Consider the following 22,918-nt stretch of genomic DNA (forward strand, 5'->3'; position numbering starts at 1 on the left):
CTTCGGACTACACCTAAAGGAATCGGACGCGTCCGATTCCTTTTTTATTTTATTTATTATCGTGTTTTTGCAAAACTATAACCTCTCGAATCCCCTTTTGTGTTCGCCGCACAGATCGATGACGGAAGTAGAATACCATGATGGCAAGCGTCGCCGACAAAAAAACGATTTGCATCAACGTGCGAGGAAGCAAAGCTTGGTGCGCGTCCGTCGCCATGCCGGAAAGGGCGTAATATACATTGGCCGGGAACATGCAAATGAGGAGAAGCGAGAGGCCCCCCGCCGCCCAGATGACCGTCGGACGCCACAGCAACCCAATTGCTCCGGCCAATTCCAACACACCGGTGAGCGTAACAATAAAACCCGGGTAAGGCATAATGGGCGGCACCATATTTATAAGCTCCTCCCGCATCCCAATAAAATGTACCGTACCGGTCAATGCAAACATCGCTGCAACCCCGCCCCGAAGGGCAACGGGCCAAGCGCGCAGACGTTTGACTCCCGCAGCTCCCAGGGCTAGGATCGCCAGCGTCACAACGATAAGAGTGATCAGGGGTTCCATGTTGCAGACCTCCTTTAATTTTCAAATTTTGCAGACCCCGGTATTAGAAACCTTTCGTGACCATCAGATAAAGAATCCCCAGCGGCAGCAAAGTAGCCACCGTGCCGTAGACCGCCCAGTTCCGAGAAGCCTTATGATAGTCCGCCGGGACGCTGCCGCTCTCGATGCCGTCGGCGCTCAGGCGGATCATTTGGCGCTGCATTGGAATGAGGATGAGCAGCCAAATCAGCCCGGTCACGGCAAACAAACTCAAAGAGAAGGTCAGCCAATTCAGACCCGTCAAGGAGTAGCCCAAACTCCCCGTCATCATACCGCCGGTTAGGACGATCAGGGCAAGCCCGGGAATCGTAAAAACATAGTCGGCGATCATCACATTTTTAGCCGCATGGTGCATAATTCGCGGATTCCCGGTTCGATCGGCTCGAATTTTCCAAAATGCCGCCGTTACAATATTTCCAACCATCAGGAAGACACCGATCAAATGCAAGGTTAACCAAAATCCCACGTCCGCTCATCCTTTCTCTTCCCGTTTCTTGCCGGGGTTCAAAATGTCCGTCATCAGCGCGGTTAAGTCCTGCGCTTTAACAAAAGCTTGCACATTCGGAATTCTTGCGCGAAGTCGGAATCCGAGGGTCATCAGGGTGAACAACTCCGCTGTTTTGTCCGATTCAACCGTTTCGGGAATGACGCCGTGCTGCTGACCTGTTTCAATCCAAAGGCGAGATAGAATTACGGTTCGGTCGTAATACTGCTTCAAGGCCTCCGCAACCGCCGGATCTTCCTCTTTGCCGAACAAGTACACGAGCACTTTGTTGGTCACGTTCTGCGGATTTTCGTATTCGACAATACTGTCTTTGATTTTCTGCATCGGATCCTCAAAGTTCCGTCGCCCTTCCTCGATCTCATTCATGAAGCGTCTATTGGTTTCTTCAAGCCCTTCCTGCAGAAGCAGCACAAAGATATCATCCTTACTGTTGACGTAATGGAAAATGGCGCCTTTGGACAGGCCGGATCTGCCCATGATGTCCTGCATCGTAATCGAATGGCATCCCTTTTCCTGAAGCAACGCTTTGGTCGCATCGATCAGCCGTCTTAAAGTCCGTTGTCTGCGCTCCTCCTGTTTCAAAGTCAATCCTCCAGTCAACCCTTCAAATTTTATGTATTTTCATTATAAATACCGACCGTTGGTTTGTAAATAGTTTATTTTAACCCGTAGGGTGACTTCTCTAGAAAGATGAGACGCTCCTCGTTTAAGATAGTCTAAACAATTGGGGGGTATGGTTCGGCTCATATTGGATAAGATTGAAACATAAAATACTTGTAGATTAAGTTGCAGTTTAATTGTAATTTAACTTGCAGTTTGATATGCTAGGAGGGGAAATACATGAAGCAAGAAGGGGGGAGCCTCGTGACAACCATGGAGATTCGAAAACAAGCCCAGCTGCTTGTTCGAGAGATCGCACAAAAACCCGACCAAGAATTGATCACGATTGACGCAGGTTCTCTTAAAGGCCTCATTGGCTTAATGAGAGATTACGCCGTCCTTACCCACGTGACAAATTCGGACGCCGAAATTACGACAGTCGTGGATTCACTAGTTGACTATGTGGATATTAACGACAAGAAGGCGAGTCACCGAGCCGGAACCCCTACCTATCGAACCACGGATCTCGCCCGTATTTTTAGAGTTTCCGTCACTGCAATAAACAACTGGATCGATGAAGGACGCTTTATCGGATATCAACGACAACCGCGCAAACACGCGAGAATTCCGCACTTTACACCATTTCAGCATCGGGACGGAAGCGTGGAACCCTTGGGATTAGTTGTAGAAAGGTACACGCAACAGAAGCAGAAGCATGAGTCATTTGCCGATCAGGATGAAAAGGCTATGCTTCTAAATGAAATTGAATTTCTTCAACAAAAATACGGTGGGAAGAAATTTGATGAAGCTTTTAATTCTGAACATCTGACTAGCGAACAGGAAAGCGATGCCTCACGTTGGCGGTTCTACTTGGCGCGCCTGAAAGAACTTTCATGAGCCGTTATAGTGAATACGTCGAGAAGCACGTGCCTCGGCCTCCCCTTGTCCCCACCGATTGGGATTACGTGCGTCATGAGTTTGATGATATTATTGATGGTTCGATCATTGCAGGAAATAAGGAAGGACCCGAACGGTACCCCCAAGTCCGTAAAACCATCCAAATCAAATATGGCGGGGGTACCCTTCATGCATCTGAATACATACAAGATCGTAAAGGCGAAGCCCCTCGTGTGATTCGGTTTGAATATGATTGGCAGTATGACCCCGCTGACCCGAATGGCAGTTGGAAGTTCCATTACGATACTTACCATACGGAAGCGTACTGGCCAGCAACCAAGCACTTTCATCAGCATGACCAACCCACACCGCAAAAGACGAGTCATGGAAGGTTATCCAATTTCTCCTTCCGGGACATGTGCTCCGTACTGGAAACGATACGCGTAGCCTTAAGGGTATCCAAAAAATTGCCCTTACCTTAATTCTCTCTTCACAAACCCGCTATCTTATGAAGATCAATGGAGGAATCCAACGCCATGCAAGGATATGCCAATAAACATGCACTAATTTCCGAAATTCGGAAAACCGCTCAGCTCTTTATCGCAGAATTTGAGGGAATCCCCGAAACGGAGAAAGCTTTGCGATTGGAGGAAGTGGACCGCACGCCGCAGGAGATGATTGCCTATCAACTGGGATGGATTAACCTCATCCGGAGTTGGGATCGGGACGAGTTGGAAGGCAAAGAGGTCGTTACGCCTGCGCCCGGATATAAGTGGAATCAGTTGGGTGGCTTATATCAAAGCTTCTATCACCAGTATCAGGACCCCTCCTTGTCCCAACTCATGGAGTTGTTTAAGGCAACCGTCGATGAGCTGACGCCATGGCTTGAGGGGTTCAGCGACGAAGAATTGTTTGCGCCCGGAGGCAGAAATTGGGCGGCTTCGACCCCCTCCAACTGGCCCGTTTGGAAATGGGTCCACATCAATACCGTGGCGCCCTTTAAATCTTTTCGCAGCAAAATTCGCAAATGGAAAAAAGTCCGCTTGGCAAAGTAAACTTAACGGGGCTCACTAGCTCCAAGATCCGTGCATAACGTTAAAAACGCGATGTAGAGCGGATAGGGTTCGATGGAGACATAGGAGCCATCCGCCCCTACGGCTCCATCTCCCCCTCGATCCGCTTCATGAACTCCTCCGCGGCGCTGTAGCCCAACTGCTTCAGGTACCAGTTGTTGGCGGCGGCCTCGATCAGACCCGCAACGTCCCGGCCGGGCTGGAGCTGGATTTCGATATGCGGGATTTGGACGCCTAAGTATTCCGTAAACTGCGGCACCGTCTCCAGTTCATTGTTTAAGGCGTTTTCCTTCCACGGCACCAGCTCGATATCCAATACGATCCGCGTCTCATCCTGAAAAGCCCGGCGTCCGTACTGGCGCACCACGTTAATCAGCCCGATGCTGCGCAAGGCCAGGAATTCGCGCGTCGTTTCGTTATGGGTTCCGAGCAGCGTAGTCGGACTCAGCTTCTTCAGCACCACGATATCGTCCGCGACAAAGCGGTGCCCTCTGCGGATCAGCGTATGCGCCGTTTCGCTCTTGCCGATTCCCGACTTGCCGCGAAGCAGGATGCCGATCCCCGAGACGTTCACGCACACCCCGTGGATCGAGATCTCCGGAGCCAGCGCCTTGACCAGGAAACCGTCGAGCTTGGCGATAAATTCCGTCGCCGTCTCCTCCGTACGCAGCAGCGGAATGCCCTCCTGCTCGCAGTACAGCTCCAGATAAGGAATCTCCTGCTGCCCGGACGTCACGATAAAGCACGGCGGGTGATATTTAACGATGTTCCCGATATGCAGCTTGCGTTCCTCGACGCTTAACGTCAATAAGTAGTTGATTTCCTTCCGGCCGAGCACTTGTACCCGATTCATCGGAAAGAATTCGAAGTATCCCACAAATTCCAACCCCGGCCGATGCGCCCGGGGACGATCAATCTCGCGATCCATGCGCTCCTCGCCCGCGAGGACTTCCAATCGAAACGTGTCCACCAGCCTTTGTACGGTGATCGTCTTCATCTCGTTCTCCTCCTGTCATTTAATGATGCAAGTGGCTTCCCATCCATCGCCCCGGGTGCTTCAGCGGCTCGTTATCGGAGAACAAATCGGGCTCCTCCCTCAGCATTTCCGTAAGGACTTCCGCCACGGCGGCGGCATCGCAGATTCTAACCACCGCATCTCCCAGCGTCCCCTTGCGCATCGCGCCTCGATCCTCAAGAACTTCTTCGACTTTCCAAAAATGCTCCGACCAAGGCAGCCCGCAATGCCTGCGGGAAGGAACCGGAATCTCCGTGCCGTCCGGGGTGACCGTGTACAGCATCTCATGATCGTCGGTGAGCCTCCCCGGGATATCCACCCATTCCTCGACCCCGTGGATGAAGGTATTGCGTTTCAAATCGACCCCAACCAGCAAAATCGTCGCTTTGCGGTCCAGCAGCTTCCCCCACGAGGAGCCTCGGGCACAAGGCGTATCGAAAAGATGGTCATCCGCCGTAAACGCCTTGGCCTCCCGCCCCAACGCGGCCACCGAATGAGTAGGATGCCACGAGCGTACGACCCCCGGTCTTTGGCGGAAGAGCTCCGGCAGAATGCCGACGCAGACCGGCGAATGCTCTACCTCGAACCGGGGTTGATCCTTATTGATGTACGACCAGGTATGCGTAGGCAACACCAGCAATCCCTGCTCCATATACGCAGTAAAAGCATCCAAAACCGTATCCGCGCCGCCTTCGACCTCGCCCAAACTTTTCATGGAGGAATGGACCAGCACCGTTCCCGTACCGTCCAGGCCTAACGCCTCCAGTTGCTTTAGCAAACTCTCTTTCGTATGCATTTACTTTTCCCCCTCCATCAATTGTCGCACCTAAAATCACCCCAACGGTCGTTCTACTTCAACGTTAATATGAGATCGATATAAAGTCAAAAGGCCTGCTGACGCGATTTTTTCCATTTTATTATTGACACCCTCCAAGCGAGACGATATATTTAATGACATTGAGAATCATTATCAAATCAACCTTTGTAAGTACATCATACATAAAAGGATGGGGTTATACATGAACGCAACTCGCAAGCTCTCATTTAAATCACTAGTTTTTCCGGTTCTGCTGATCATCGCGTTGGTTGGCTGTTCCTCGAATCCAGCGGCGAATGAGCCGGCTTCCAATTCGGTTGCGGCAAACGGCTCCACGACTGCCGACACGACGGCGGCGGCTCTGGCGGAAACCTCCGAATACCCGATCGTGATCAAGCACGCGCTTGGCGAAGCCGTGATTGAGAAGAAGCCGGAGCGGATCGTGACGATTCAGTGGGCGAACCATGACGTAGCTCTTGCGCTGGGGGTGGTTCCCGTAGGCTTCTCGGCGGCGAACTTTGGCGTTCAGGACGACAGCGGACTGCTGCCTTGGACGGCGAAGAAGCTGAAGGAGCTTGGCGTAACGGATCCGAACGTGTTCCAGGATACGGACGGACTTGATTTTGAAGCGATTTCCGATGCGAATCCCGACGTTATTCTGGCCGCCTACTCCGGCATCACCCAGGAAGACTACGACACGCTGAGCCAAATCGCTCCGGTGGTCGCCTACCCGAATGCCCCTTGGGCCACCACTTGGCGCGAGCAAGTTATGCTTAATGCAACCGGCATGGGCATGGAAGCGGAAGGGGAACAGCTTATTAAAGACACCGAGGACATGGTGAAGGAGAAGCTGAGCCAATATCCGCAAATCGAAGGGAAGAAAGTCGTATGGGTCAACTTCTCGGCTAAAGATATGTCGCAATTGCATATTTATACGCCTGTCGACTCTCGCGTTGCTTTCTTGTATGAGCTGGGGATGACCTATCCGGAAAGTGTAACCCAACAAATCACGGATCCGTCGAGTTACTCCCTGAATTTGAGCGCGGAGAACGCCGGAGCCCTTAACGATGCCGACCTGATTGTGGGATATGGCAACGATGAATTGTACCAAGCGATTAAAGCCGATCCTTTGCTTGGCAAAATCCCTGCGGTCGCCAGAGGTTCCGTTGCGTTCATCGACAGCGACACGCCGCTCGTGGCTGCCGGAACTCCCAATCCGCTCTCGATCGCTTATACGATCGACGAATACTTGAAATTAATCGGCGCCGCTGCCGATAAGGTACAATGAGTCATTCCGAGCTAAAAAACAAACAACCTGCCTTGCACCTGCCGCGGTATTTTACCGCGGTTCTGGTGATTTGTCTGGCCTTGCTCGGCGTCTGCGTCATCGCCTCCTTGGTCCTCGGGTCCAAGGCCGTAAATGGACAAGCTTTAATCGACGGGTTGTTTCATCCGGATATCGATTCGTTTGATGCCAATATCGTACGCAAGCGCATTTCCCGAACCGTGTTCAGCTTGTTCTGCGGGGCGGCGCTTGGGGTAGCCGGGGCACTCATGCAATCGGTTACCCGCAATCCGCTGGCGGACCCGAGCATCCTGGGCGTCAACACCGGGGCCTCCCTGTTTGTGGTTTGCGGCATTGCGTTCTTGAACATCAGCACCGCGAATCAATATATTGGATTGGCTTTGGTCGGTTCCGCCATAACGGCGGTGTTCGTCTTTGGGATCGGTTCGATGGGGCGTGGCGGAGCCACGCCCATTAAGCTTGTTTTGGCGGGTGCCGCCACAAGTGCGGCGTTGTCCTCCCTGGTCACCGCCATCATGATCCCGCGCTCGTACGCCATGGACCAGTTCCGATTCTGGCAAGTGGGGAGTGTCGGATCCGGGACCTGGGGGGCCATTGGCGCATTTCTGCCGTTTCTGATCCTCGGTGTGCTGGTGGCCTTCCTGACGGCTCCCGCCTTGAATGCGCTGGCCCTGGGAGACGATGTGGCCACCGGACTTGGGGTTCGGACGGGAACCCTGCGGCTAATCGCGGCGCTTGCGGGTGTTCTGCTATGCGGTGTGACCACGGCGCTCGCCGGACCGATCGGTTTTATCGGCCTGCTATCGACTCACCTCGTCCGCCTGATTCTTGGGCCTGACCTGCGGCTGGTGATCCCGATGTCCGCCATTTCCGGAGCGATCATTTTAACCGTATCCGATGTTCTAGGCAGGCTGATCGGCAGCCCTGGGGAGCTTGAGGTCGGCGTAGTTACGGCATTTATCGGGGCACCTGTCCTTATCTTATTAGCGAAGAAAGCGAAAGTGCGTTCATTATGAGAGATCAAGCGCTTGAATTGATTATGGCGGGCCGGCGTCAAAGACGCCGCCGTTGGATGGTTGTCACCTGTCTTCTGGCCGTTTTGGCGATTGCCCTATGCTGCGCGATGCTCCTGCTGGGAAATACCATTTACCCGGTGAAGGAGGTTATCCGCGCACTTTTGGGAGAACAGCTCAAGGGCGTATCCTTCGCGGTGAACACGATACGCTTGCCGCGTATGCTGGCAGGGCTTTTCGCCGGATTTGCCTTCGGTATCGCCGGGTACACCTTCCAGACCATGCTGCGCAACCCCTTGGCCAACCCGAATGTTATCGGCATCACTTCGGGGTCCAGCGCGGCGGCGGTATTTTGCATCGTTGTGCTGCATGCCAGCGAAACGCTGGTTTCAGTCGCTTCCGTTCTTGCCGGGCTGGCTACGGTCACGATCATCTATCTGTTATCGAAAGGCAAATCCTTTTCCATCGGGCGTCTCATTCTGATCGGGATTGGGCTCCAAGCCATGCTGGATGCGGTGATCTCCTATCTGCTGCTCGTTGGCGCGCAGCAAGATATTCCCGCTGCGCTGAGATGGCTCACCGGAAGTCTAAACGGGTCGCAACTGCAGGAGCTGCCTCCTCTTGTGGCGGCGGTTCTCATTTTTGCGCCCGTCCTTATCCTGCTGGGCAAACCTCTGGATCTATTGGAACTCGGCGAACAATCGGCTACCTCCCTCGGCGTAGCCACAGATAAGACGCGGATCCTTCTGATCTTGAGCTCCGTCTTCATGCTTGCGATCGCCACCGCGACCACAGGGCCCATCGCCTTTGTCTCTTTCCTGGCAGGACCGATCGCGAGAAGGTTGACGGGAGCCGGCTTCTCCAACGTCCTTCCGGCAGGCTTCGTTGGCGTGAATTTGGTGTTGGCGGCGGATCTCGTCGGGCAATTCGCCTTTACGTACCGCTTCCCCGTGGGCATTATTACCGGACTGCTCGGAGCGCCGTATCTGATCTACTTGCTGATCCGGATGAATCGAAAGGGAGAATTGTAATGAAACCGACACATCTTTTTCAGGCTGAACAATTGGTTGCAGGGTATGAGAACAAGACGGTCATTCACGGGGTGGACCTGGTCATTCCCAGCCATCAAATCAGCGTGATGATCGGAGCCAACGGCTGCGGTAAGTCTACGCTGCTGAAGACGCTGGCCCGGCTGATCAAACCCGCTTCGGGCAGCATTACGCTCGACGGAAAACCGCTGGCGAAAATCCCGCCGAAGCCGCTGGCCCGCATTCTCGGGCTGCTACCGCAATCCCCCATCGTTCCGGAGGGCATTACTGTCGCGGATCTTGTGGGGCGGGGAAGGTTCCCGCATCAATCCCTGTTCGGCGGATGGACGAAAAAGGACTACGAGGCCGTAGCCGAGGCGATGCGGATTATGAATATCACGGAGTATGCCAACCATCATATTGATGAACTGTCGGGGGGCCAGCGTCAGCGCGTCTGGATTGCGATGGCTCTGGCGCAGCAGACCGACATCCTGTTTCTCGATGAACCAACCACGTTCCTGGATATTACGTATCAGGTCGAGATTCTCGATCTGCTCACCGATCTGAACCGGCAGCAGGGAACGACCATTGTGATGGTCCTTCATGATATCAATTTGTCCGCGCGGTATGCGGATCATATTTTTGCCCTTCATCAAGGGAGGCTGGTGGCCGAGGGCAAGCCGGAGGAGGTCATTACCAGCGAGCGGGTGAAGGAGATTTTCGGACTGGATTGCACGGTGATCAAAGACCCCGTATCGGGGTCTCCGCTTGTGGTGCCCAAAGGGCGTTATCATTTGAATGCCGCTTATGTTCCTAGCCCTGAATCGTAGGGTTCGCCGCCGCAGCTCGCCCCTCCCGCACAAACTGCGCGGCAGCGGCGCACTGCGCCTCCGTCACCGCCTCCAACGTCACGAAGCCGCGGGGTTTGTACTGCTCCAGCAGCTTCCAAAACAGCGGATAGTTCAGCTCCCCAAGCCCGGCGGCAGTTTCGAACAGCTCACCGTTCGCGCCGCGCCGCAAATCCTTGGCATGGGCGCTGACGATGCGCGGGCCAAACAGGTCGAAAGCCGTTTGAATCACTTCGTCCTGACGGGAAAAGTTACCGGCGTTCATTAAATTGCACGGATCAATGACGACGCCGACACAGGAGGACGGAAAGCGTTCCAGGGTTTGCGCCATCGTCTCCGGCGAATCGATCAAGTGCCCTTGAGCAGCTTCGAGGCCAATGGTTACGCCCCAGCGCTCCGCTTCCTCGACCAGCTCTTCCAGCGCGCGATGAAGGCGCTCCCAATATTCCGGGAGACGACTTGCATCCGCCGGCTTCCCCACCTCGGTCGCCACGATCGGCGCGCCGAAATACCGCGCATGGCGCAGATGCTCCTTGAACCGGTCCACATTATGCCGGTAACTCTCTTCATCCAAATCGATCAGGCTGGCATAGCAGCCCAGCACGGCGATCCGCACGCCCTGATCCGCGAATGCGCCGCCCACCTCGCAAGCCAAGCCCGGGCTTATTTTTCCCAGCGAAAAATCCACGTCCGAAACCGCTTTGGACAAAGCCAACTGCACATACGGAAAATCAAATGCGGCCACCTTCGCCGCCAGCTCCCGAAAGGGCCGTTTCCCGAGCAAATGCGCCAAAATCCCAACCGACATCAAACTCTCCTCCTTTGTTTGCTCATCCGGTACTCGTTATATAAGTTAAATTCGCCTCATGCTAGCAAATTCCTCTCCGCCTCTCCGTTAATTACTCGAAGGGAACGTCTGCACTCATTTCTAACCACGCAAAAAAGAGACGGCTCTCCCCCTTGAAGAAGGAATCCGCCTCTTGTCGTCTCTTGATTGGCCATGCTCTGGCCGTGGTTGAATCAGGATTTCGGGCCGAAGTCCGTGTTCAAATATTATCGGCCACGTTGCGCGCTTGTTCGTCCAACCTTTGCGCAATAGAAAAAATATCGTTGAAGTCTTCCATCGTCACCCGGATCTGTTGCTGGCTCTCCGCGATGGAGGACTGGACGCGCCCGGTGCCTTCGGAAATCTCGGTGATCTCCTTGGTGATACCGCCGATCGTGCCTTGAATCTTCGCCACGGATTCCGATACCTCGTTGGACAGCTTCCGCACTTCCGTCGCGACGACCTCAAACCCTCTGCCATGCTGGCCCGCGTGGGCCGCCTCGATGGCCGCGTTTAGGGCGAGCAGATGGGTTTGCGCGGCGATTTCGCGAATGGTATGCACAATCCCTTGGACCAACTTGGCCTGCTCCTGCAGTCCTTCCAAGGTTAGGGTGTTCTCTTCCGAAACTTCGGCGATCCGGTCTACGCTCAACAGCAATTCCCGACTCCGGCTGATCCCCTCTTCCGCACTCCGGTTCAAGGTTTGGGAAGTCGTCTCCAATTCCTTGACCACTTCGCTCAAAGTGAATTGGCGCGCCGTAATATCCGTCGCGATTTTGGAGACGCCGATGATCTCGGTTTCCGGTTCATTGTAGACCGGCATATAAGTGGCCTCCAGCCACACCGTTTCCCCGCGGGCATTTCTTCGCTCAATCTTATCCTGAAAGCTTTGTCCGGACAGCAGATCATCCCAGAACTGCTCATAAGCCGGCGAGTCGGCAAAGGTATCGAAGCAGAAATCCCGGTGCCGCAGGGTCAGGATTTCTTCAATTGAATACCCCATCGCATTGGCGAACACCTCGTTAACATAAGTCACCTTGCGATCGACGTCAAAACGGATCATCGCCAGATTCTTCTCCATCGCCCTCATGAGCAGCTCGTTCGTTACCGTTTGTGCATTCAACGTTCTCAACCCCCACTATATACAACCAGCGCGTGCGCGCAGCTTGGAATGGCAAAACCTAAAGCCTTAGTATACCCGCTCCTTCTATACAAAAAATAGACACCTCGCGTTTTGATGGCCCCTTCCGCGCCGATCCGCCATTTGGAGCAAGGATTCTCCCCGCCGCCGGCCAAAAAAAACAGCTGCAACACGTCCGGAATGAACGCTGCAGCTGCTTTGGGGCTGTATTTGTACTTGCCTATTCCATGCTCTCTGCCGCCGAATATCCGGCCAGACGCCCGGAGTTGAAGGCAAAGGATAAAGACAAGCCTTCATAGACGGGATAGGAATCTCCAAAGAGACCGCCCGCGTCACAGCCAACAGCATAAAGGCCGGGAATCGGTTTAAGTCGATCGGTAAGCACCTGCAGGGAGCTATTGACCCGAAGGCCGCCGATCGAGTCTTCCACGGTCGGTTGTGCTTTAATGGCGTAGAACGGTCCTTTTTCCACACTATACTTCAAGAACTTGGCATCCTTCAAAAACCGGGAATCCTTGCCGTCCTTCACGGCCTGGTTGTAATGCTGGGCGGCATCCTTCAGATTTGCGGCATCAACATCCAACGCCTTGGCCAAATCGTCCAACGTATCGGCCTTAAACGCTGCGCCGGCAGCGATCGTCTTATCCACGGCATCATAGAGGTCGGCGATCGGGGCCACTTTGCCTGTCGCATTCGCCGTATCCACGCCTAAGGCGATCATGAAGGTTCGCTCGAACGAGTTGGGGAGGTCGCTGCCTTTCTCCGATAGTTCCTTCATGGTTGCATCGTCCAGCACGACAAAGATTTCCCCGCCTTGAGCCAATAGAGCATTCCCCATCAAAGCATAATCATAGACGACACCTTCGTCGACGAACCGTTTCCCTTCGCGATTGATCCACATTAACGGCAGGTTCAACAAGGTTCCCGCCGAGCCCTGCCAGATTTCGGGATCACGGCTCGGGATCGAAGCGGAGTGAACCGCTACCGTGCCGATATTAAACTCGTCCGCCCCCGCACTCAGGGCCATTTGAATGCCGTCCCCTTTATTATTGGCATACGCCATCGACGTATAATCCGTGACGTTCAAGTATTTCCGCAGCATTTCGTCGTTGCCGGCGTATCCCCCCGTCGCCAGGATGACGCTGTTCGCGTGAACCGTAAGTTTGCCGCCGTCTTTTTTCTCGGAAATCACGCCCTTGACGGCACCGCTGTCATCCACGATCAATTCCTTGCCCGAGGTTTGGGTATAATAAGTACCGCCCATTTTCGTTATATGCTCATACATATTATCATAAGCCTTGTTTCGATCCACATATTTGTGATAGGTCGTCGGGATATCCGCATGCGCTTCCTGCGTGTTGGCAATCAACTGCGTATCCATGCCGTATCCTGCAAGCCAGCTAATGGTAGATCCCGATTGTTCCGAAATTTCTCTCGTCAAGTCGCCGTTGTTCAAATAATGAGTGTAGTTGTTCAAATATTGAAAGGCTTCTACCGCAGTTTCTTTATGCCCCGCGGCCTTTTGTTGGTCACTTTCAAAAGCCAGCAAGCCCTCCGCCAAGTAGCGGCCGGCACCGCCAACCGTGTCGCCCTTTTCTATGACCACGATCTTTTTTCCTTTTTCCAACGCGGCAAGCGCGGCGGCCGTACCTGAGGCACCGCCGCCAACAATGGCGATATCCGTGGTGATTTCCTCATCCACGCCTTGTTTCTCTTCCTTTGCCGCCGTCAATAAAGCCGCGGAATCTCCGCCGGCCTGGTCGACCGCAGCAGCTACGGCGTCAATCATCGCTTGGGAAGCGACGGATGCTCCCGAAATCGCATCGACATTCAGATGTTGGGCCGCGAGAATCTCGTCAGCAACCTTTTGCAACGCCACATCGCCCAGGCCCTCCGTTTCATGTTGTTCCACGATTTCAATCTTTTCTATTTTATCCTCCGAGAATGTCACCGCGAGTTTGACATCGCCGTTATTCCCTTTAGCGGATACCGTATAGGTCCCCGGTTTGTAGCCCTCTGCCTGTTCCGCTTTGTTCGATGCATTTTCCGCCTTCTCCGGACTGTTGCTCGAAAAACATGCGGAAAGCACCATTGCCATTGCTAAACACATAAGTGCCAGCTTCAAAGATGTCTTGCGTGTTACTCCCATTTCTTGATAACCTCCCTGTCCTGTTCTCTTGGAATGAAAGCTTGGCTAAGCCAACCTTCGGACTCAGTTTAGCTCAGGAAACGGCCTTTGAATATGCCTCTGTAAAAGTTGGATTCAGCATTCTTTGCTCAAGAATTCGTTCCATGCGCAGAACAAGTTGTTACTAGTTGCAGCGTTAAGTTTTCTATAATTGTGCAATGTTTCACATATACACTTTTACTCATGTGCATTATTTCACATATAAATAATAGGAGTGTCTCCCTTTTCTCGCCTGTTCCGTTTTTATAAATTTTGTTACACAGCTGAAACAAATGTTACGATTTCCCGTTCATTCTCCATGCATCCATGAGGCTTGCCAGCGTTTCAACGAGAAAAACCACCGGTAACTGCGAGGACATGGCCTCTTCCTCCACCGCCGCCCGGCCGCGGCTCTCGTCCGTTCGTTTCATCGCTTTGTGCTGGTTGTTAACTGGGTGCGCGTAATAACTGCGATACGGCAGATTCCACCGGCTCAGCTTAGCCAATGTGGAGTGGGCGCTAGGGGTAATCGTCAAACAGCTTCCCTGACTTTTGCGTATTTTACAAGCCAGATCAACGATGGGCTCCGATTCGCCGCTCACACTGATCAGCACATAGGCATCCTTCGTGAAATCGCGCAGGGCCTGGACATACCGGCTGTCCGCATACAGCGCATTCGAACCGGAAGCCGTAAAATACATGGCCGCATAATAGGCAATGCTTCCGGAAATTCCATCCCCTATACAGATGATTCGATCAAAAGCTCCTAAGGAGCCGGCCGCCTCCTTCAACTTCTCCTGATAGCCGGATGTGTGCACTTTCGCAAGAAAATCCCTAAACAATACAGTACTATCATCCGAATAATCCAGCGTTTGCGCCCGTTCAAGCTCTTGTTTGCAAGCGGCTTTGAAATCCGTAAACCCGCGGTAGTCCAGCTTGCGGCAAAACCTCAGAATACTGGGAGGGGAAGAATGCACCAAAGCGGCAAATTCCCGGATCGTCATGTACGGAATGAGGTCCATATGATTCTGTGTGTAGCGATAAATCTCCATTTCAATCTCATTGAGATACCTTAAATCCTTCGTAGCCAGCATCGTTATCCAGTCCCCCTATTCCATTAGCGGATCGGCCGAGGAATCAAGCCTTTGCCTCAAAGCCTTGGCGATCAATTCAATGACATATACCGTTGGCAGTTGGGTCGAAAGAACGTCAAGAACCGAGGGGGGGCTGTCCGGTTTCTGCCATGCCGTTTCCTGTATGCTCTTTGCGTAATACAAATTATAAGGAATGACGGCATCGGCGAATTGGGCCAGGGGGCAGTTTACACTATTCGTAATTAAGAGGGTGTGCCCGCCATCCTCATGGATTCTACGCATGATTTGTTCGGTCTCTTTGGATTCTCCGCTAACGCAAAAGATCATATAGTTATCCTCGGACAGACGCCGGGCTTGGGAAAGAAAATGATCGTCCAAATAAACGGAAAAGCAGCCGTTCGCCGAAAAGTAGGCCGAAGCGTAAGCCGCAATGCTCCCGGTCGGGCCAACGCCAATGCAAAACAATTTGTCCTTCAATTTTAATAACTTGACGGCTTTGTCCACTCTTTCCGTGAATGGCGGCGTCTTCACTTTAGCCAAGAAATCCTCGAATATGCTCACCTTGTCGTCGGCATACGATATTTTGACCTCCGCATGTTCCAAATATTGTTTATAACGAACTTTGAATTCCATAAAACCGTCGCAGCCGATTTTTTGGCAAAATCGGAGGATGCTTGTCGAAGAAGTCCCCACCTCTGCCGCCAATTCACGAATCGTCATGTAGGTCACTTTTTCTTGATGACTCAGAATATAATCGTACAGTTCCATCTCCATGGGATTGAATGACTTGATTTGTTGAATCGTAAACATGTCTGCTCCCCCTTTATACCGTAAATTATACCGGGTTTGCTAGGCCTAGGATGTTAAGTGCGTTCTAATAGGCAAAATATCTGTCTCTCTGCAGCCTAGTTCTGCTAATCCTGCTTGTTGCGGATTGCAATCCAAAAAAGAAAAACCTGTTGCTTCAGCAAGAAGCAACAGGTTTAGTTCTCCATGGGCGCGCTTTATTTCCGCGTTACCCGCACGCTAATGATTTGGTTGGGGGCATAAGCCAGCTCCAGGGTATCCTTGTCAAAAGGTACCGGCGTTCCCGCCTTCTCCATCAAATCGCACACATGTGCCGATTCAATCGCAAACGGCAGTTGAATCCGGGCCGTTCCGCGCGAGCCGTACACTTCCGCCAAGCGGAGAATGAGGTCGTCGCTGCCATCCTCGGCCAGCTTGAAGGCCTGAACTTTCAGCGCCGACGCGCTGTTCTTCAGCAAGGCGCCTTCGGCGACGGTCAGCTTGCGGCCGGAATACACCGGCGCGGGCCGGTTGAGCTGATAGGCGCTTTCCACCAGACCTTCGGCGATGCCGCTTGGCCCGTGCGGATAGATGGAGTACGTGAACACATGCGTCCCCCGATCGCTTGTCCGGTCGGGACGAATCGGGGCCTTCAGCAAACTGAGGCGAATGACGTTCTCCTCCACGTCGCAGCCGTATTTGCAATCGTTCAGGACGGATACGCCGAACAGGCCTTCCGACAGGTCCACCCATTTGTGACAAGGCACTTCGAAACGCGCCTGCTCCCAAGTCGTGTTCTTGTTATTCATCCGTTCCAGCACGCCCGCCGACGTATCGGTCGAGTACGTTCTCGCCTTGACGTTCACAGGGAACGCCACTTTGAGCAGTCTCTCCTTCTCCTGCCAGTCCACCCAGGTTTCGAAATCGACGCGAGGGCTGTTGGCATAAAGCCGGACGATTTGGACGGCACGGCTGTGGCTGAACGATTTCTCCATGCGGATCGCCGCGGAGATCGGGCCGTCTTCGACGACCGTAATGTTCGTCCATCCGTCATAATTGATTTGATGGTTTTTGTAAGTTTTTACGATATCCCAGGCATTGTACAGCCCCGGGCAGTCCTCGAACAATTGCCACTGGTTCAACAGCGCTCCCGGCGCGTTGACCTGGATCTGGCGGACTTTGTCGAACATTTCCACGATATTGCCTTCGGCATCGAAACGAACGGATACCCAGGCATTTTCAAGGCATTCGGCAGAAACCTTCAAATCGGCCGGCTTGTTCATCACGACGTCGGACGCTTGATATTCGCCCAGGCTGAACCCATCCAAATCAAGCTCGACGCAATACCGTTCGCCGCCTTCGACCGTGACCTGCTTTTGCACCGGATAGACTCGATTGTCCCGATCTACCACGGACGGCACGGTTACCGGCTGATCGAAATAGGAAACCGTCTGTTTGTCGGAGAAGGCATTCACCGCCACGAACTTGCCGCTGTCCGGTTTCGTAAGGGTATCCAGCGCTTTGACGTTCAAGGCGTGGAACTCCTCGTTCATCTCCCGATAGGTCCGAACCGCGTCGATGCCTACGGGATGCGTGTGGCTGCCCGGCAGAATGTCATGGAATTGGTTGAACAAGAGCTTCTTCCAAGGCACCGATAATTCTTCCTGAGTCACAACGATGCGGTCCGTCAGCAGCGCGGCGAGGGTCGAGACGGCTTCCGTTTGCTGCGCCAGGAATTCCCCTTTGCGGTTAAACCGCTTCAACTCGCCTTTCGTAGTAAACGTACCCCGATGCATTTCCAGATACAAATCGCCGTCCCATACCGGGAATTCGGAGGTGTCCGCAAAGACGGTGTCCAAATAGTCCTTGCCGGTCGTCAGGCGCATCTGCGGGATGCCGCCCATCTGCTGCTCGCGGAAATAATATTCCATCATTTCGTTGGTGATGCCGCTGCCGCCGTCGCCGTAACCGAACATTTGCAGGGATTCGTCGCAATAGGACTTGTCCTGGAACGCTTCCCAGCTTCCGATCAACTGATTCGGGTCCATCCAGCTGTTGAAGTGCACCGGAGGCACGCAGGCGCTGACTTCCGTCCCGTCCAGGCCCCGCCACAGAAAATTGTTGTGCGGGAACGTATTCGTATCGTTCCAGGTCGACATTTTGTTGGAGACGAAGTAATTCACGCCGCCCTGCTTCAAAATTTGCGGCATGATTGCGCTGTTGCCGAATACGTCAGGCAGCCAGGCGATATCGACGTCCACGCCAAATTCCTTCAGAAAATACTGCTTGCCGTACATAATTTGCCGCGCCAGGCTCTCCGCATTGACCAGATTGCAATCCGGCTCGACGTACATTGCGCCGACGATCTCCCAACGCCCTTCGGCCACGCGCCGTTTGACTTCCTCAAAGAGCGGCGGATAATACTTCTGCAGCATCTCGTAAGCCCAGGCCTGGGTATGGGAATACTTGAATTCCGGATAGCGGTCCATCAGACGCAATTGAATCAGAACGGTTCGGGCGTTCTTCTGAATCGTCTGCCCCATCGTCCAGTGATACGCCAGATCAAGATGAGAATGGGCTACGCAAGCCAGCTTGCCGTTCTTGCCGAAGCGTGCGCTTGGCTCAAAAACGTTGCGCTGGATGTATTCCCGGATAGCCGGCGCGGCCCGTCTGAATTCCTCGTCGTCGCCGCTCTCGAAGAACGGGAACAATTTCAGGATTTTCTCCACGTGACTGGCGTAGAACGACTTGGCGCCCTCTTCCATATAATCGGCATAGGCGCTCTGGTAAAGCATGTCCAGGTCGTATTTCAGACCCAGCATTTCTTCATCGATCACGACCAGGCACGGACGTTTGAACGTCTGAATGCAACCCTTCAGATTTCTGGCGACCCCCCGGTCGTCATCGGGCTTGGAGCGGGTGTAGCACTCGAGGATCATTTCATGCCGTTCGCCGGCCTTGGCCCGCTCCAGAAACGCGCACCAGCTGCGGTTCGGGTCCAGCCCGTCCACGTAACGCCCGTTGTCCTGGATGATTACCTCCGTCGCCGTGTACATGTACAGATACACTTTTTTGCCGTCCAGAGCCTCGGGAATCGTAAATTCGCATTTGAACATGCAGGTAACATCGGGTCCGCCCCATTTGTCCCCTTCCCGAATCGGATGGAACTCGTCCTCCCATACGTAAGCCTCCGGATGATATTCGCCGTTGCGTACCTGCCAGTTGTCCAAGGGATGCATTTCCTTGAAAATTCTTTGATCCACCTGCTCGAAAACGAGCTTGGACCATTTTTGCATCGTGACGCTTCTGCGCTCTACCGCGATGTGTGCCACTGCGTATCCTCCGTTCTATCTAGCGTAGTAAGGAATGTGTTTGTTGATTTTCACGCGAAAGTCGGTATGAAACCGCTTGGATACCCGCTCCCGGATCCACTCGTTCAATTCCGGATCACAGCATGGACAGGCGGCACAATCTCCGTAAGCGCCCAAAATAATCGTGCCGTCTTCAAAACCTTCAAAAATGATATCTCCGCCGTCCACCCGAGTTTTGGGACGGATTTCGTTCATAATGATGTCTTCGATCTGTTTGGCCAGTTCCATAACGCCTCTTCCTCCCCCATCGTTAGCTTGTCTCCTTATCCTTTGACCGCACCGGCCGTCATCGCCGAAACGATGAATCTCTGTAAAATGACAAAAATGATCAACGTCGGGAAAATACCGATCACCGCGGCGGCCGCCAAATAATGGGTCGTAATGGAATCCGCGGTGGATTGCAGGTTAACCAACCCCACCGAGATCGGATACATGCGGGAGTCGTTCAACAGGATGAACGGTACGATAAACTGGGCCCAGCTTTTTACCACGACCAAAATCACCACGGACACGATGCCGGGAACGACCAACGGAAGAATGGCCATGCACATCGTTTGAAATCTGTTGCATCCGTCGATCGCGGCCGCTTCGTCCAGCTCCTTCGGAACCGTATCGACATAGCCCTTGATGGACCATACGGCAAAAGGAAGCGCGACGGCGATGTAAACGAAAATCAGGCTGGCGTAGTTATTCAACAGCCCCAAACGGCTCAAATATTTATAGAGCGGAATCACCACGATCAAGGGCGAAATCATCTGAAAGAACAAAACGGCCAGCATGGTCGCTTTTTTGCCCCTGTAGTCGAATCTGGAAAAAGCGTAAGCTGCGGGCAAGCACAGAAGCAAAGTGCCGATTACCGTAGCCAAAACAATCAGCAGCGAGTTTTTCAAATAACCGAAAATATCCGTCTTCCAGAGGACGTATTTGTAATTGTCGAAATTGAACTGATTCGGCAGCAGCTTGGGAGGAGCGGCGAACAGCTCCGGCACCGTCTTGAACGACAAGGATACGAGCCAAAGGAACGGAAGCAAGAAGAAGATAGAGATCAGGATATACGCCAGGTACAACCCGATCGAAGCTTTGATTTTAGCGCTCTTGTTCATTATTCAATCTCCTAACATAGACCGTGTGTACCCGAAAGAAGCCCTTCGGATACACACGCCCGCGGATTAAGTATTCAGGTGTTTTCGCCGCCTCGTCTCAGGAACCAGAAGTAGAAGGCCGCCATCAATCCGTTGATCAACAGAAGAATCGTAGCGTAAGCCGAACCCGAGCCCAAATTCATATGCACGAAAATCTGATTATAGGCGGTTAAAGCCAGAACCTCCGTGGCATTGCCCGGACCGCCGGAAGTCAGCGACATGACCATGTCAAAGGTATTGAACGTCATGATAATGTTCAGAATCACATTGATCGAGATGACCGACATGATCGACGGAATGGTGACGTGAATCAATCTTTGCCAGGACGACGCCCCGTCGATATCGGCCGCTTCCAGGATATCCTTGGAGATCGTCTTCAGTCCGGAGTAGGAGAGAATCATGCTCTGGGCCGTGCCTCTCCAGATGTTGGCGATGATCGTGCAGACCAGCGCCGAGCCGGCGGCGGTCAGGAACGTCACGTTTTCGATGCCGACGGCGTGAAGCATGGAGGTCAAAATTCCGGATTCGGACTCGTTCAGGAAGATTTTCCAAATCACCCCGATAATGACGCCCGGAATGGCCCAGGCCAGCAAGGTGACCACCCTTACGAATACCGTGCCGCGAAGTTTCAGTTCCTCTCCTTTCACGATGGCGAGCGCAATCGCAAGCCCCAAAACCGTCTGACCGACGACGCTGAAGAAGACGAAGACAAAGGTTGTCCACAACGTTTGATAGACCTGTTTATCGCGAAAAATATCCATGTAAGAGCTGAACGTATAGGAATACTCTTTTCCCGTCAGCGATGCATCGGTAAAGCTGTAGCGGATCACCTCAAAGGCCGGATACACGAAGGTGACCAGCAACACCAGGACCAGCGGAGCAATCCATAAAAACGGTCCTTGGAGCAGTTTGCGCCCAGCTCCCCTTTTGGGTTGTTCTGTAGCGGTTTGAAGCATGCGTTTCACTCCCTGAAATTACTTGCCTGCTTTGTTGATGACATCCTGCAACGCTTTTTCCGCCGTTGCGGCGCCGGTCACGATATTGCCGATGGCTACCTGCAGTTCGCTCGAGAGCGTGGTGTACTCCGGTACCGGCGGCCGGCTTTGCGCTTGATCCAGATAGGACGCGAAGCTCTTATAGTACTCGTCCTCCGCAAAAGAAGGCGTGCTTTCGAATACCGAACGTTTGGTCGGGAGGAACCCTCCGATCTCGCACCACACTCCGGCGGCCGAAGCGTCCGAATACAGGCTCAGGACGAAATCCGCGGCCAGGTCGGCTTTCATTTTATCCTTGGCGAACACCACGTTGGTCCAGCCGCCCGCCGAGGAAGTGCTGGCATCGCCCGGGTTCACCACAGGCAGTTCGGCGACTCCCCATTTCTCCGCAAATTTGCCTGCGCCCATGATTTCCTTGAGCTGAGGTACAGCCGAGCTGGAAGCGATGAACATCGCGTATTTGTCGGTGGTCAGATCGCCGAACATGTTCGATTCCTTATCAAACTCCACGACTCTTTGCGGTGTCACGCCTTCCTTCACCGTATTCTCGAAGAACGAGAGGAAATTCAGCATCGCCGTTTTCGCTTCCCCGTCCTTGAAGGCCAGGCTATTGTCTTCGTTCAGCAGCGGGAAGCCCTGACTCCAATAAATGCCGAGATGGTTATTGACGGCGCCTTCATTGCGTCCGGCTACATAAATCAGGCCGGTCACGCCTTTATTGTTCTCCTGAACCTGCTTGGCCGTGCTGATCAGCTCGTCGACGGTTTTCGGCGGAGTGTCGATCAAATCTTTTCTGTAATACAAAGCGCGAACATCCGTCGTATACCAATCGCTGAGAATATCCGTGCCTTCCCCGCCCGGTTGCATCGTGCTGCGCATGAACGGGAAATAATCGTCGATCGAAATGCCCTTGGCTTCGAAAGCGTCGTTCAATGGCTGCGCGTATTCGGCGAATGTCGGCATCATGAACGAATCCACCGCGGCTACGTCCGGAGCGGTGCCTTCGGACAGCTTGAGCTGCAGCTTGGCCATATTGTCGCTCGAGTTGTTGGATGTACTGATCGGCGTAATTTTGACGTTGGGGTGTTCATCGATCCAGGCTTTCATTTTGTTGGTCAGGTATTCGACCCGGGCCGGCGATGTCGCTTCCAGCGACTGGCTCGGATTCGGCTGCCAGGTGATTTCGATTTCGGCGTTCTGATAGCCGATCAACTGCGGACTAATGAGCATCGGTCCCTCAGGAACCTTCTTGGTAATATCGCCGCCGTCGGCGGCCCCTTCCGTTGCCGGAGTATTGGACGGTGCATTGGATTCGGCGGCATTATTGTTATCTTTAGAGCCGCATCCGGTAAGCAAAACCGTAAATACCATCACTGCCGCCAGTAGACTTGAGAATGTCTTTTTCAAAGAATGTCCCTCCCGTTAATAAGTTCAATGAGACGCTTTCCGCAACCCCCGCTGGAATGAAAGCACTTCCACTCTTTTCTATAAGCATAGGCACGGACACGGGGATGAGCTCCTCCCCTTTGTTACCGATTTCATTTCCGCCAACCGCGCATCGAAGAGCGTGCTGCCGAGTACCGTCGGGTGTAAGCGTGCTTCCCGATAGATAAAATATATCATTCGGTTCCTGCAGCCACATCGTTTGCCTATCCAAAATCAGCGACATTTTTCGCGGGAAAATTGTACTACA

The 22,918-nt window shown here is 53.3% G+C and carries 22 protein-coding genes; 6 read left to right on the top strand and 16 right to left on the bottom strand.

Features of this window, described 5'->3' with window-relative positions; all coding sequences use genetic code 11:
* Positions 1-49: 49 nt before the first annotated feature.
* The 3 genes from ACZF99_RS25780 to ACZF99_RS25790 are packed head-to-tail and all read right to left on the bottom strand — an operon-like array spanning position 50 to position 1,688.
* Positions 50-562: a DoxX family protein gene (locus tag ACZF99_RS25780; protein ID WP_483607719.1), complete on the bottom strand. Its 513-nt coding sequence runs from the start codon at positions 560-562 to the stop codon at positions 50-52.
* A gap of 43 nt (positions 563-605) precedes the next feature.
* Positions 606-1,067, bottom strand: coding sequence for a DUF2269 family protein (locus tag ACZF99_RS25785; protein ID WP_483607720.1), 462 nt, complete (start codon positions 1,065-1,067; stop codon positions 606-608).
* A gap of 6 nt (positions 1,068-1,073) precedes the next feature.
* Positions 1,074-1,688, bottom strand: coding sequence for a TetR/AcrR family transcriptional regulator (locus tag ACZF99_RS25790; RefSeq protein ID WP_483607721.1), 615 nt, complete (start codon positions 1,686-1,688; stop codon positions 1,074-1,076).
* A 258-nt stretch (positions 1,689-1,946) separates the two neighbouring features.
* Here ACZF99_RS25790 and ACZF99_RS25795 point away from each other — a divergent pair, with 258 nt between their 5' ends.
* Together ACZF99_RS25795 and ACZF99_RS25800 are read left to right on the top strand one after the other, a co-directional pair.
* Entirely contained in the window at positions 1,947-2,603 is a 657-nt protein-coding gene (locus tag ACZF99_RS25795) for a hypothetical protein (RefSeq protein WP_483607722.1), read from the top strand.
* A 536-nt stretch (positions 2,604-3,139) separates the two neighbouring features.
* On the top strand, positions 3,140-3,658 hold the full coding sequence (locus tag ACZF99_RS25800; protein ID WP_483607723.1) for a ClbS/DfsB family four-helix bundle protein: 519 nt from the start codon (positions 3,140-3,142) through the stop codon (positions 3,656-3,658).
* Positions 3,659-3,755: 97 nt separating this feature from the next.
* Here the strand turns inward: ACZF99_RS25800 and hprK are convergent, their stop codons facing one another.
* A complete protein-coding gene (gene hprK / locus ACZF99_RS25805; protein WP_483607724.1) occupies positions 3,756-4,673 on the bottom strand; it encodes an HPr(Ser) kinase/phosphatase in 918 nt (305 codons plus the stop codon).
* A gap of 19 nt (positions 4,674-4,692) precedes the next feature.
* Positions 4,693-5,487 carry an AAC(3) family N-acetyltransferase gene (locus ACZF99_RS25810; protein WP_483607725.1) on the bottom strand — a complete coding sequence of 265 codons (795 nt, stop codon included), beginning with the start codon at positions 5,485-5,487 and terminating at the stop codon, positions 4,693-4,695.
* 223 nt (positions 5,488-5,710) lie between these two features.
* Between ACZF99_RS25810 and ACZF99_RS25815 the strand changes: the two genes are divergently transcribed.
* Genes ACZF99_RS25815 through ACZF99_RS25830 form a run of 4 tightly spaced genes read left to right on the top strand, consistent with a single transcriptional unit; the run spans position 5,711 to position 9,685 of the window.
* Positions 5,711-6,796, top strand: a complete 1,086-nt coding sequence (locus ACZF99_RS25815) for an iron-siderophore ABC transporter substrate-binding protein (RefSeq protein WP_483607726.1) — start codon at positions 5,711-5,713, stop codon at positions 6,794-6,796.
* Complete coding sequence (locus ACZF99_RS25820) at positions 6,793-7,830, top strand: FecCD family ABC transporter permease (RefSeq protein ID WP_483607727.1); 1,038 nt, start codon at positions 6,793-6,795, stop codon at positions 7,828-7,830. The genes ACZF99_RS25815 and ACZF99_RS25820 overlap by 4 nt, the downstream gene beginning before the upstream one ends.
* On the top strand, positions 7,827-8,858 hold the full coding sequence (locus tag ACZF99_RS25825) for a FecCD family ABC transporter permease (RefSeq protein WP_483607728.1): 1,032 nt from the start codon (positions 7,827-7,829) through the stop codon (positions 8,856-8,858). The genes ACZF99_RS25820 and ACZF99_RS25825 overlap by 4 nt, the downstream gene beginning before the upstream one ends.
* The gene (locus ACZF99_RS25830) at positions 8,858-9,685 is read left to right on the top strand and encodes an ABC transporter ATP-binding protein (protein ID WP_483607729.1); all 828 of its coding nucleotides are present in this window, start codon (positions 8,858-8,860) and stop codon (positions 9,683-9,685) included. Before ACZF99_RS25825 ends, ACZF99_RS25830 begins: the two co-directional genes overlap by 1 nt.
* On the opposite strand, the gene ACZF99_RS25835 is transcribed toward ACZF99_RS25830, so the two are convergent.
* The 11 genes from ACZF99_RS25835 to ACZF99_RS25885 form a co-directional block, all read right to left on the bottom strand.
* A complete protein-coding gene (locus ACZF99_RS25835; protein WP_483607730.1) occupies positions 9,669-10,511 on the bottom strand; it encodes a sugar phosphate isomerase/epimerase family protein in 843 nt (280 codons plus the stop codon). The two genes, ACZF99_RS25830 and ACZF99_RS25835, sit on opposite strands and share 17 nt — an antisense overlap.
* A 238-nt stretch (positions 10,512-10,749) precedes the next feature.
* Positions 10,750-11,652, bottom strand: a complete 903-nt coding sequence (locus ACZF99_RS25840; protein ID WP_483607731.1) for a methyl-accepting chemotaxis protein — start codon at positions 11,650-11,652, stop codon at positions 10,750-10,752.
* Between the two features lie 238 nt (positions 11,653-11,890).
* Positions 11,891-13,819 carry an FAD-dependent oxidoreductase gene (locus ACZF99_RS25845; RefSeq protein WP_483607732.1) on the bottom strand — a complete coding sequence of 643 codons (1,929 nt, stop codon included), beginning with the start codon at positions 13,817-13,819 and terminating at the stop codon, positions 11,891-11,893.
* Between the two features lie 314 nt (positions 13,820-14,133).
* Positions 14,134-14,931 (bottom strand): MurR/RpiR family transcriptional regulator, encoded by a 798-nt coding sequence (locus tag ACZF99_RS25850; protein WP_483607733.1) that lies wholly within the window; start codon positions 14,929-14,931, stop codon positions 14,134-14,136.
* Between the two features lie 15 nt (positions 14,932-14,946).
* A complete protein-coding gene (locus ACZF99_RS25855; protein WP_483607734.1) occupies positions 14,947-15,741 on the bottom strand; it encodes a MurR/RpiR family transcriptional regulator in 795 nt (264 codons plus the stop codon).
* Between the two features lie 194 nt (positions 15,742-15,935).
* Positions 15,936-19,049 carry an alpha-mannosidase gene (locus ACZF99_RS25860; protein WP_483607735.1) on the bottom strand — a complete coding sequence of 1,038 codons (3,114 nt, stop codon included), beginning with the start codon at positions 19,047-19,049 and terminating at the stop codon, positions 15,936-15,938.
* 15 nt (positions 19,050-19,064) lie between these two features.
* The gene (locus ACZF99_RS25865) at positions 19,065-19,316 is read right to left on the bottom strand and encodes a NifU family protein (protein WP_483607736.1); all 252 of its coding nucleotides are present in this window, start codon (positions 19,314-19,316) and stop codon (positions 19,065-19,067) included.
* 35 nt (positions 19,317-19,351) lie between these two features.
* Positions 19,352-20,191, bottom strand: coding sequence for a carbohydrate ABC transporter permease (locus tag ACZF99_RS25870; protein WP_483607737.1), 840 nt, complete (start codon positions 20,189-20,191; stop codon positions 19,352-19,354).
* Positions 20,192-20,265: 74 nt separating this feature from the next.
* Positions 20,266-21,186, bottom strand: coding sequence for a carbohydrate ABC transporter permease (locus tag ACZF99_RS25875; RefSeq protein ID WP_483607738.1), 921 nt, complete (start codon positions 21,184-21,186; stop codon positions 20,266-20,268).
* An 18-nt stretch (positions 21,187-21,204) separates the two neighbouring features.
* On the bottom strand, positions 21,205-22,632 hold the full coding sequence (locus ACZF99_RS25880) for an extracellular solute-binding protein (RefSeq protein ID WP_483607739.1): 1,428 nt from the start codon (positions 22,630-22,632) through the stop codon (positions 21,205-21,207).
* Complete coding sequence (locus ACZF99_RS25885) at positions 22,559-22,894, bottom strand: hypothetical protein (protein ID WP_483607740.1); 336 nt, start codon at positions 22,892-22,894, stop codon at positions 22,559-22,561. Before ACZF99_RS25885 ends, ACZF99_RS25880 begins: the two co-directional genes overlap by 74 nt.
* Positions 22,895-22,918: the final 24 nt, after the last annotated feature.

The sequence above is a fragment of the Paenibacillus sp. JL3B1040 genome (assembly GCF_057063165.1).

What these genes read in the sequence shown, in the direction of transcription:
- ACZF99_RS25780 (WP_483607719.1), bottom strand. Translation starts at nt 562, where the DNA reads ATGGAACCCCTGATCACTCTTATCGTTGTGACGCTGGCGATCCTAGCC.
- ACZF99_RS25795 (WP_483607722.1), top strand. Translation starts at nt 1,947, where the DNA reads ATGAAGCAAGAAGGGGGGAGCCTCGTGACAACCATGGAGATTCGAAAA.
- ACZF99_RS25800 (WP_483607723.1), top strand. Translation starts at nt 3,140, where the DNA reads ATGCAAGGATATGCCAATAAACATGCACTAATTTCCGAAATTCGGAAA.
- hprK (WP_483607724.1), bottom strand. Translation starts at nt 4,673, where the DNA reads ATGAAGACGATCACCGTACAAAGGCTGGTGGACACGTTTCGATTGGAA.
- ACZF99_RS25810 (WP_483607725.1), bottom strand. Translation starts at nt 5,487, where the DNA reads ATGCATACGAAAGAGAGTTTGCTAAAGCAACTGGAGGCGTTAGGCCTG.
- ACZF99_RS25815 (WP_483607726.1), top strand. Translation starts at nt 5,711, where the DNA reads ATGAACGCAACTCGCAAGCTCTCATTTAAATCACTAGTTTTTCCGGTT.
- ACZF99_RS25820 (WP_483607727.1), top strand. Translation starts at nt 6,793, where the DNA reads ATGAGTCATTCCGAGCTAAAAAACAAACAACCTGCCTTGCACCTGCCG.
- ACZF99_RS25825 (WP_483607728.1), top strand. Translation starts at nt 7,827, where the DNA reads ATGAGAGATCAAGCGCTTGAATTGATTATGGCGGGCCGGCGTCAAAGA.
- ACZF99_RS25830 (WP_483607729.1), top strand. Translation starts at nt 8,858, where the DNA reads ATGAAACCGACACATCTTTTTCAGGCTGAACAATTGGTTGCAGGGTAT.
- ACZF99_RS25835 (WP_483607730.1), bottom strand. Translation starts at nt 10,511, where the DNA reads ATGTCGGTTGGGATTTTGGCGCATTTGCTCGGGAAACGGCCCTTTCGG.
- ACZF99_RS25845 (WP_483607732.1), bottom strand. Translation starts at nt 13,819, where the DNA reads ATGGGAGTAACACGCAAGACATCTTTGAAGCTGGCACTTATGTGTTTA.
- ACZF99_RS25850 (WP_483607733.1), bottom strand. Translation starts at nt 14,931, where the DNA reads ATGCTGGCTACGAAGGATTTAAGGTATCTCAATGAGATTGAAATGGAG.
- ACZF99_RS25855 (WP_483607734.1), bottom strand. Translation starts at nt 15,741, where the DNA reads ATGTTTACGATTCAACAAATCAAGTCATTCAATCCCATGGAGATGGAA.
- ACZF99_RS25865 (WP_483607736.1), bottom strand. Translation starts at nt 19,316, where the DNA reads ATGGAACTGGCCAAACAGATCGAAGACATCATTATGAACGAAATCCGT.
- ACZF99_RS25870 (WP_483607737.1), bottom strand. Translation starts at nt 20,191, where the DNA reads ATGAACAAGAGCGCTAAAATCAAAGCTTCGATCGGGTTGTACCTGGCG.
- ACZF99_RS25875 (WP_483607738.1), bottom strand. Translation starts at nt 21,186, where the DNA reads ATGCTTCAAACCGCTACAGAACAACCCAAAAGGGGAGCTGGGCGCAAA.
- ACZF99_RS25885 (WP_483607740.1), bottom strand. Translation starts at nt 22,894, where the DNA reads ATGTCGCTGATTTTGGATAGGCAAACGATGTGGCTGCAGGAACCGAAT.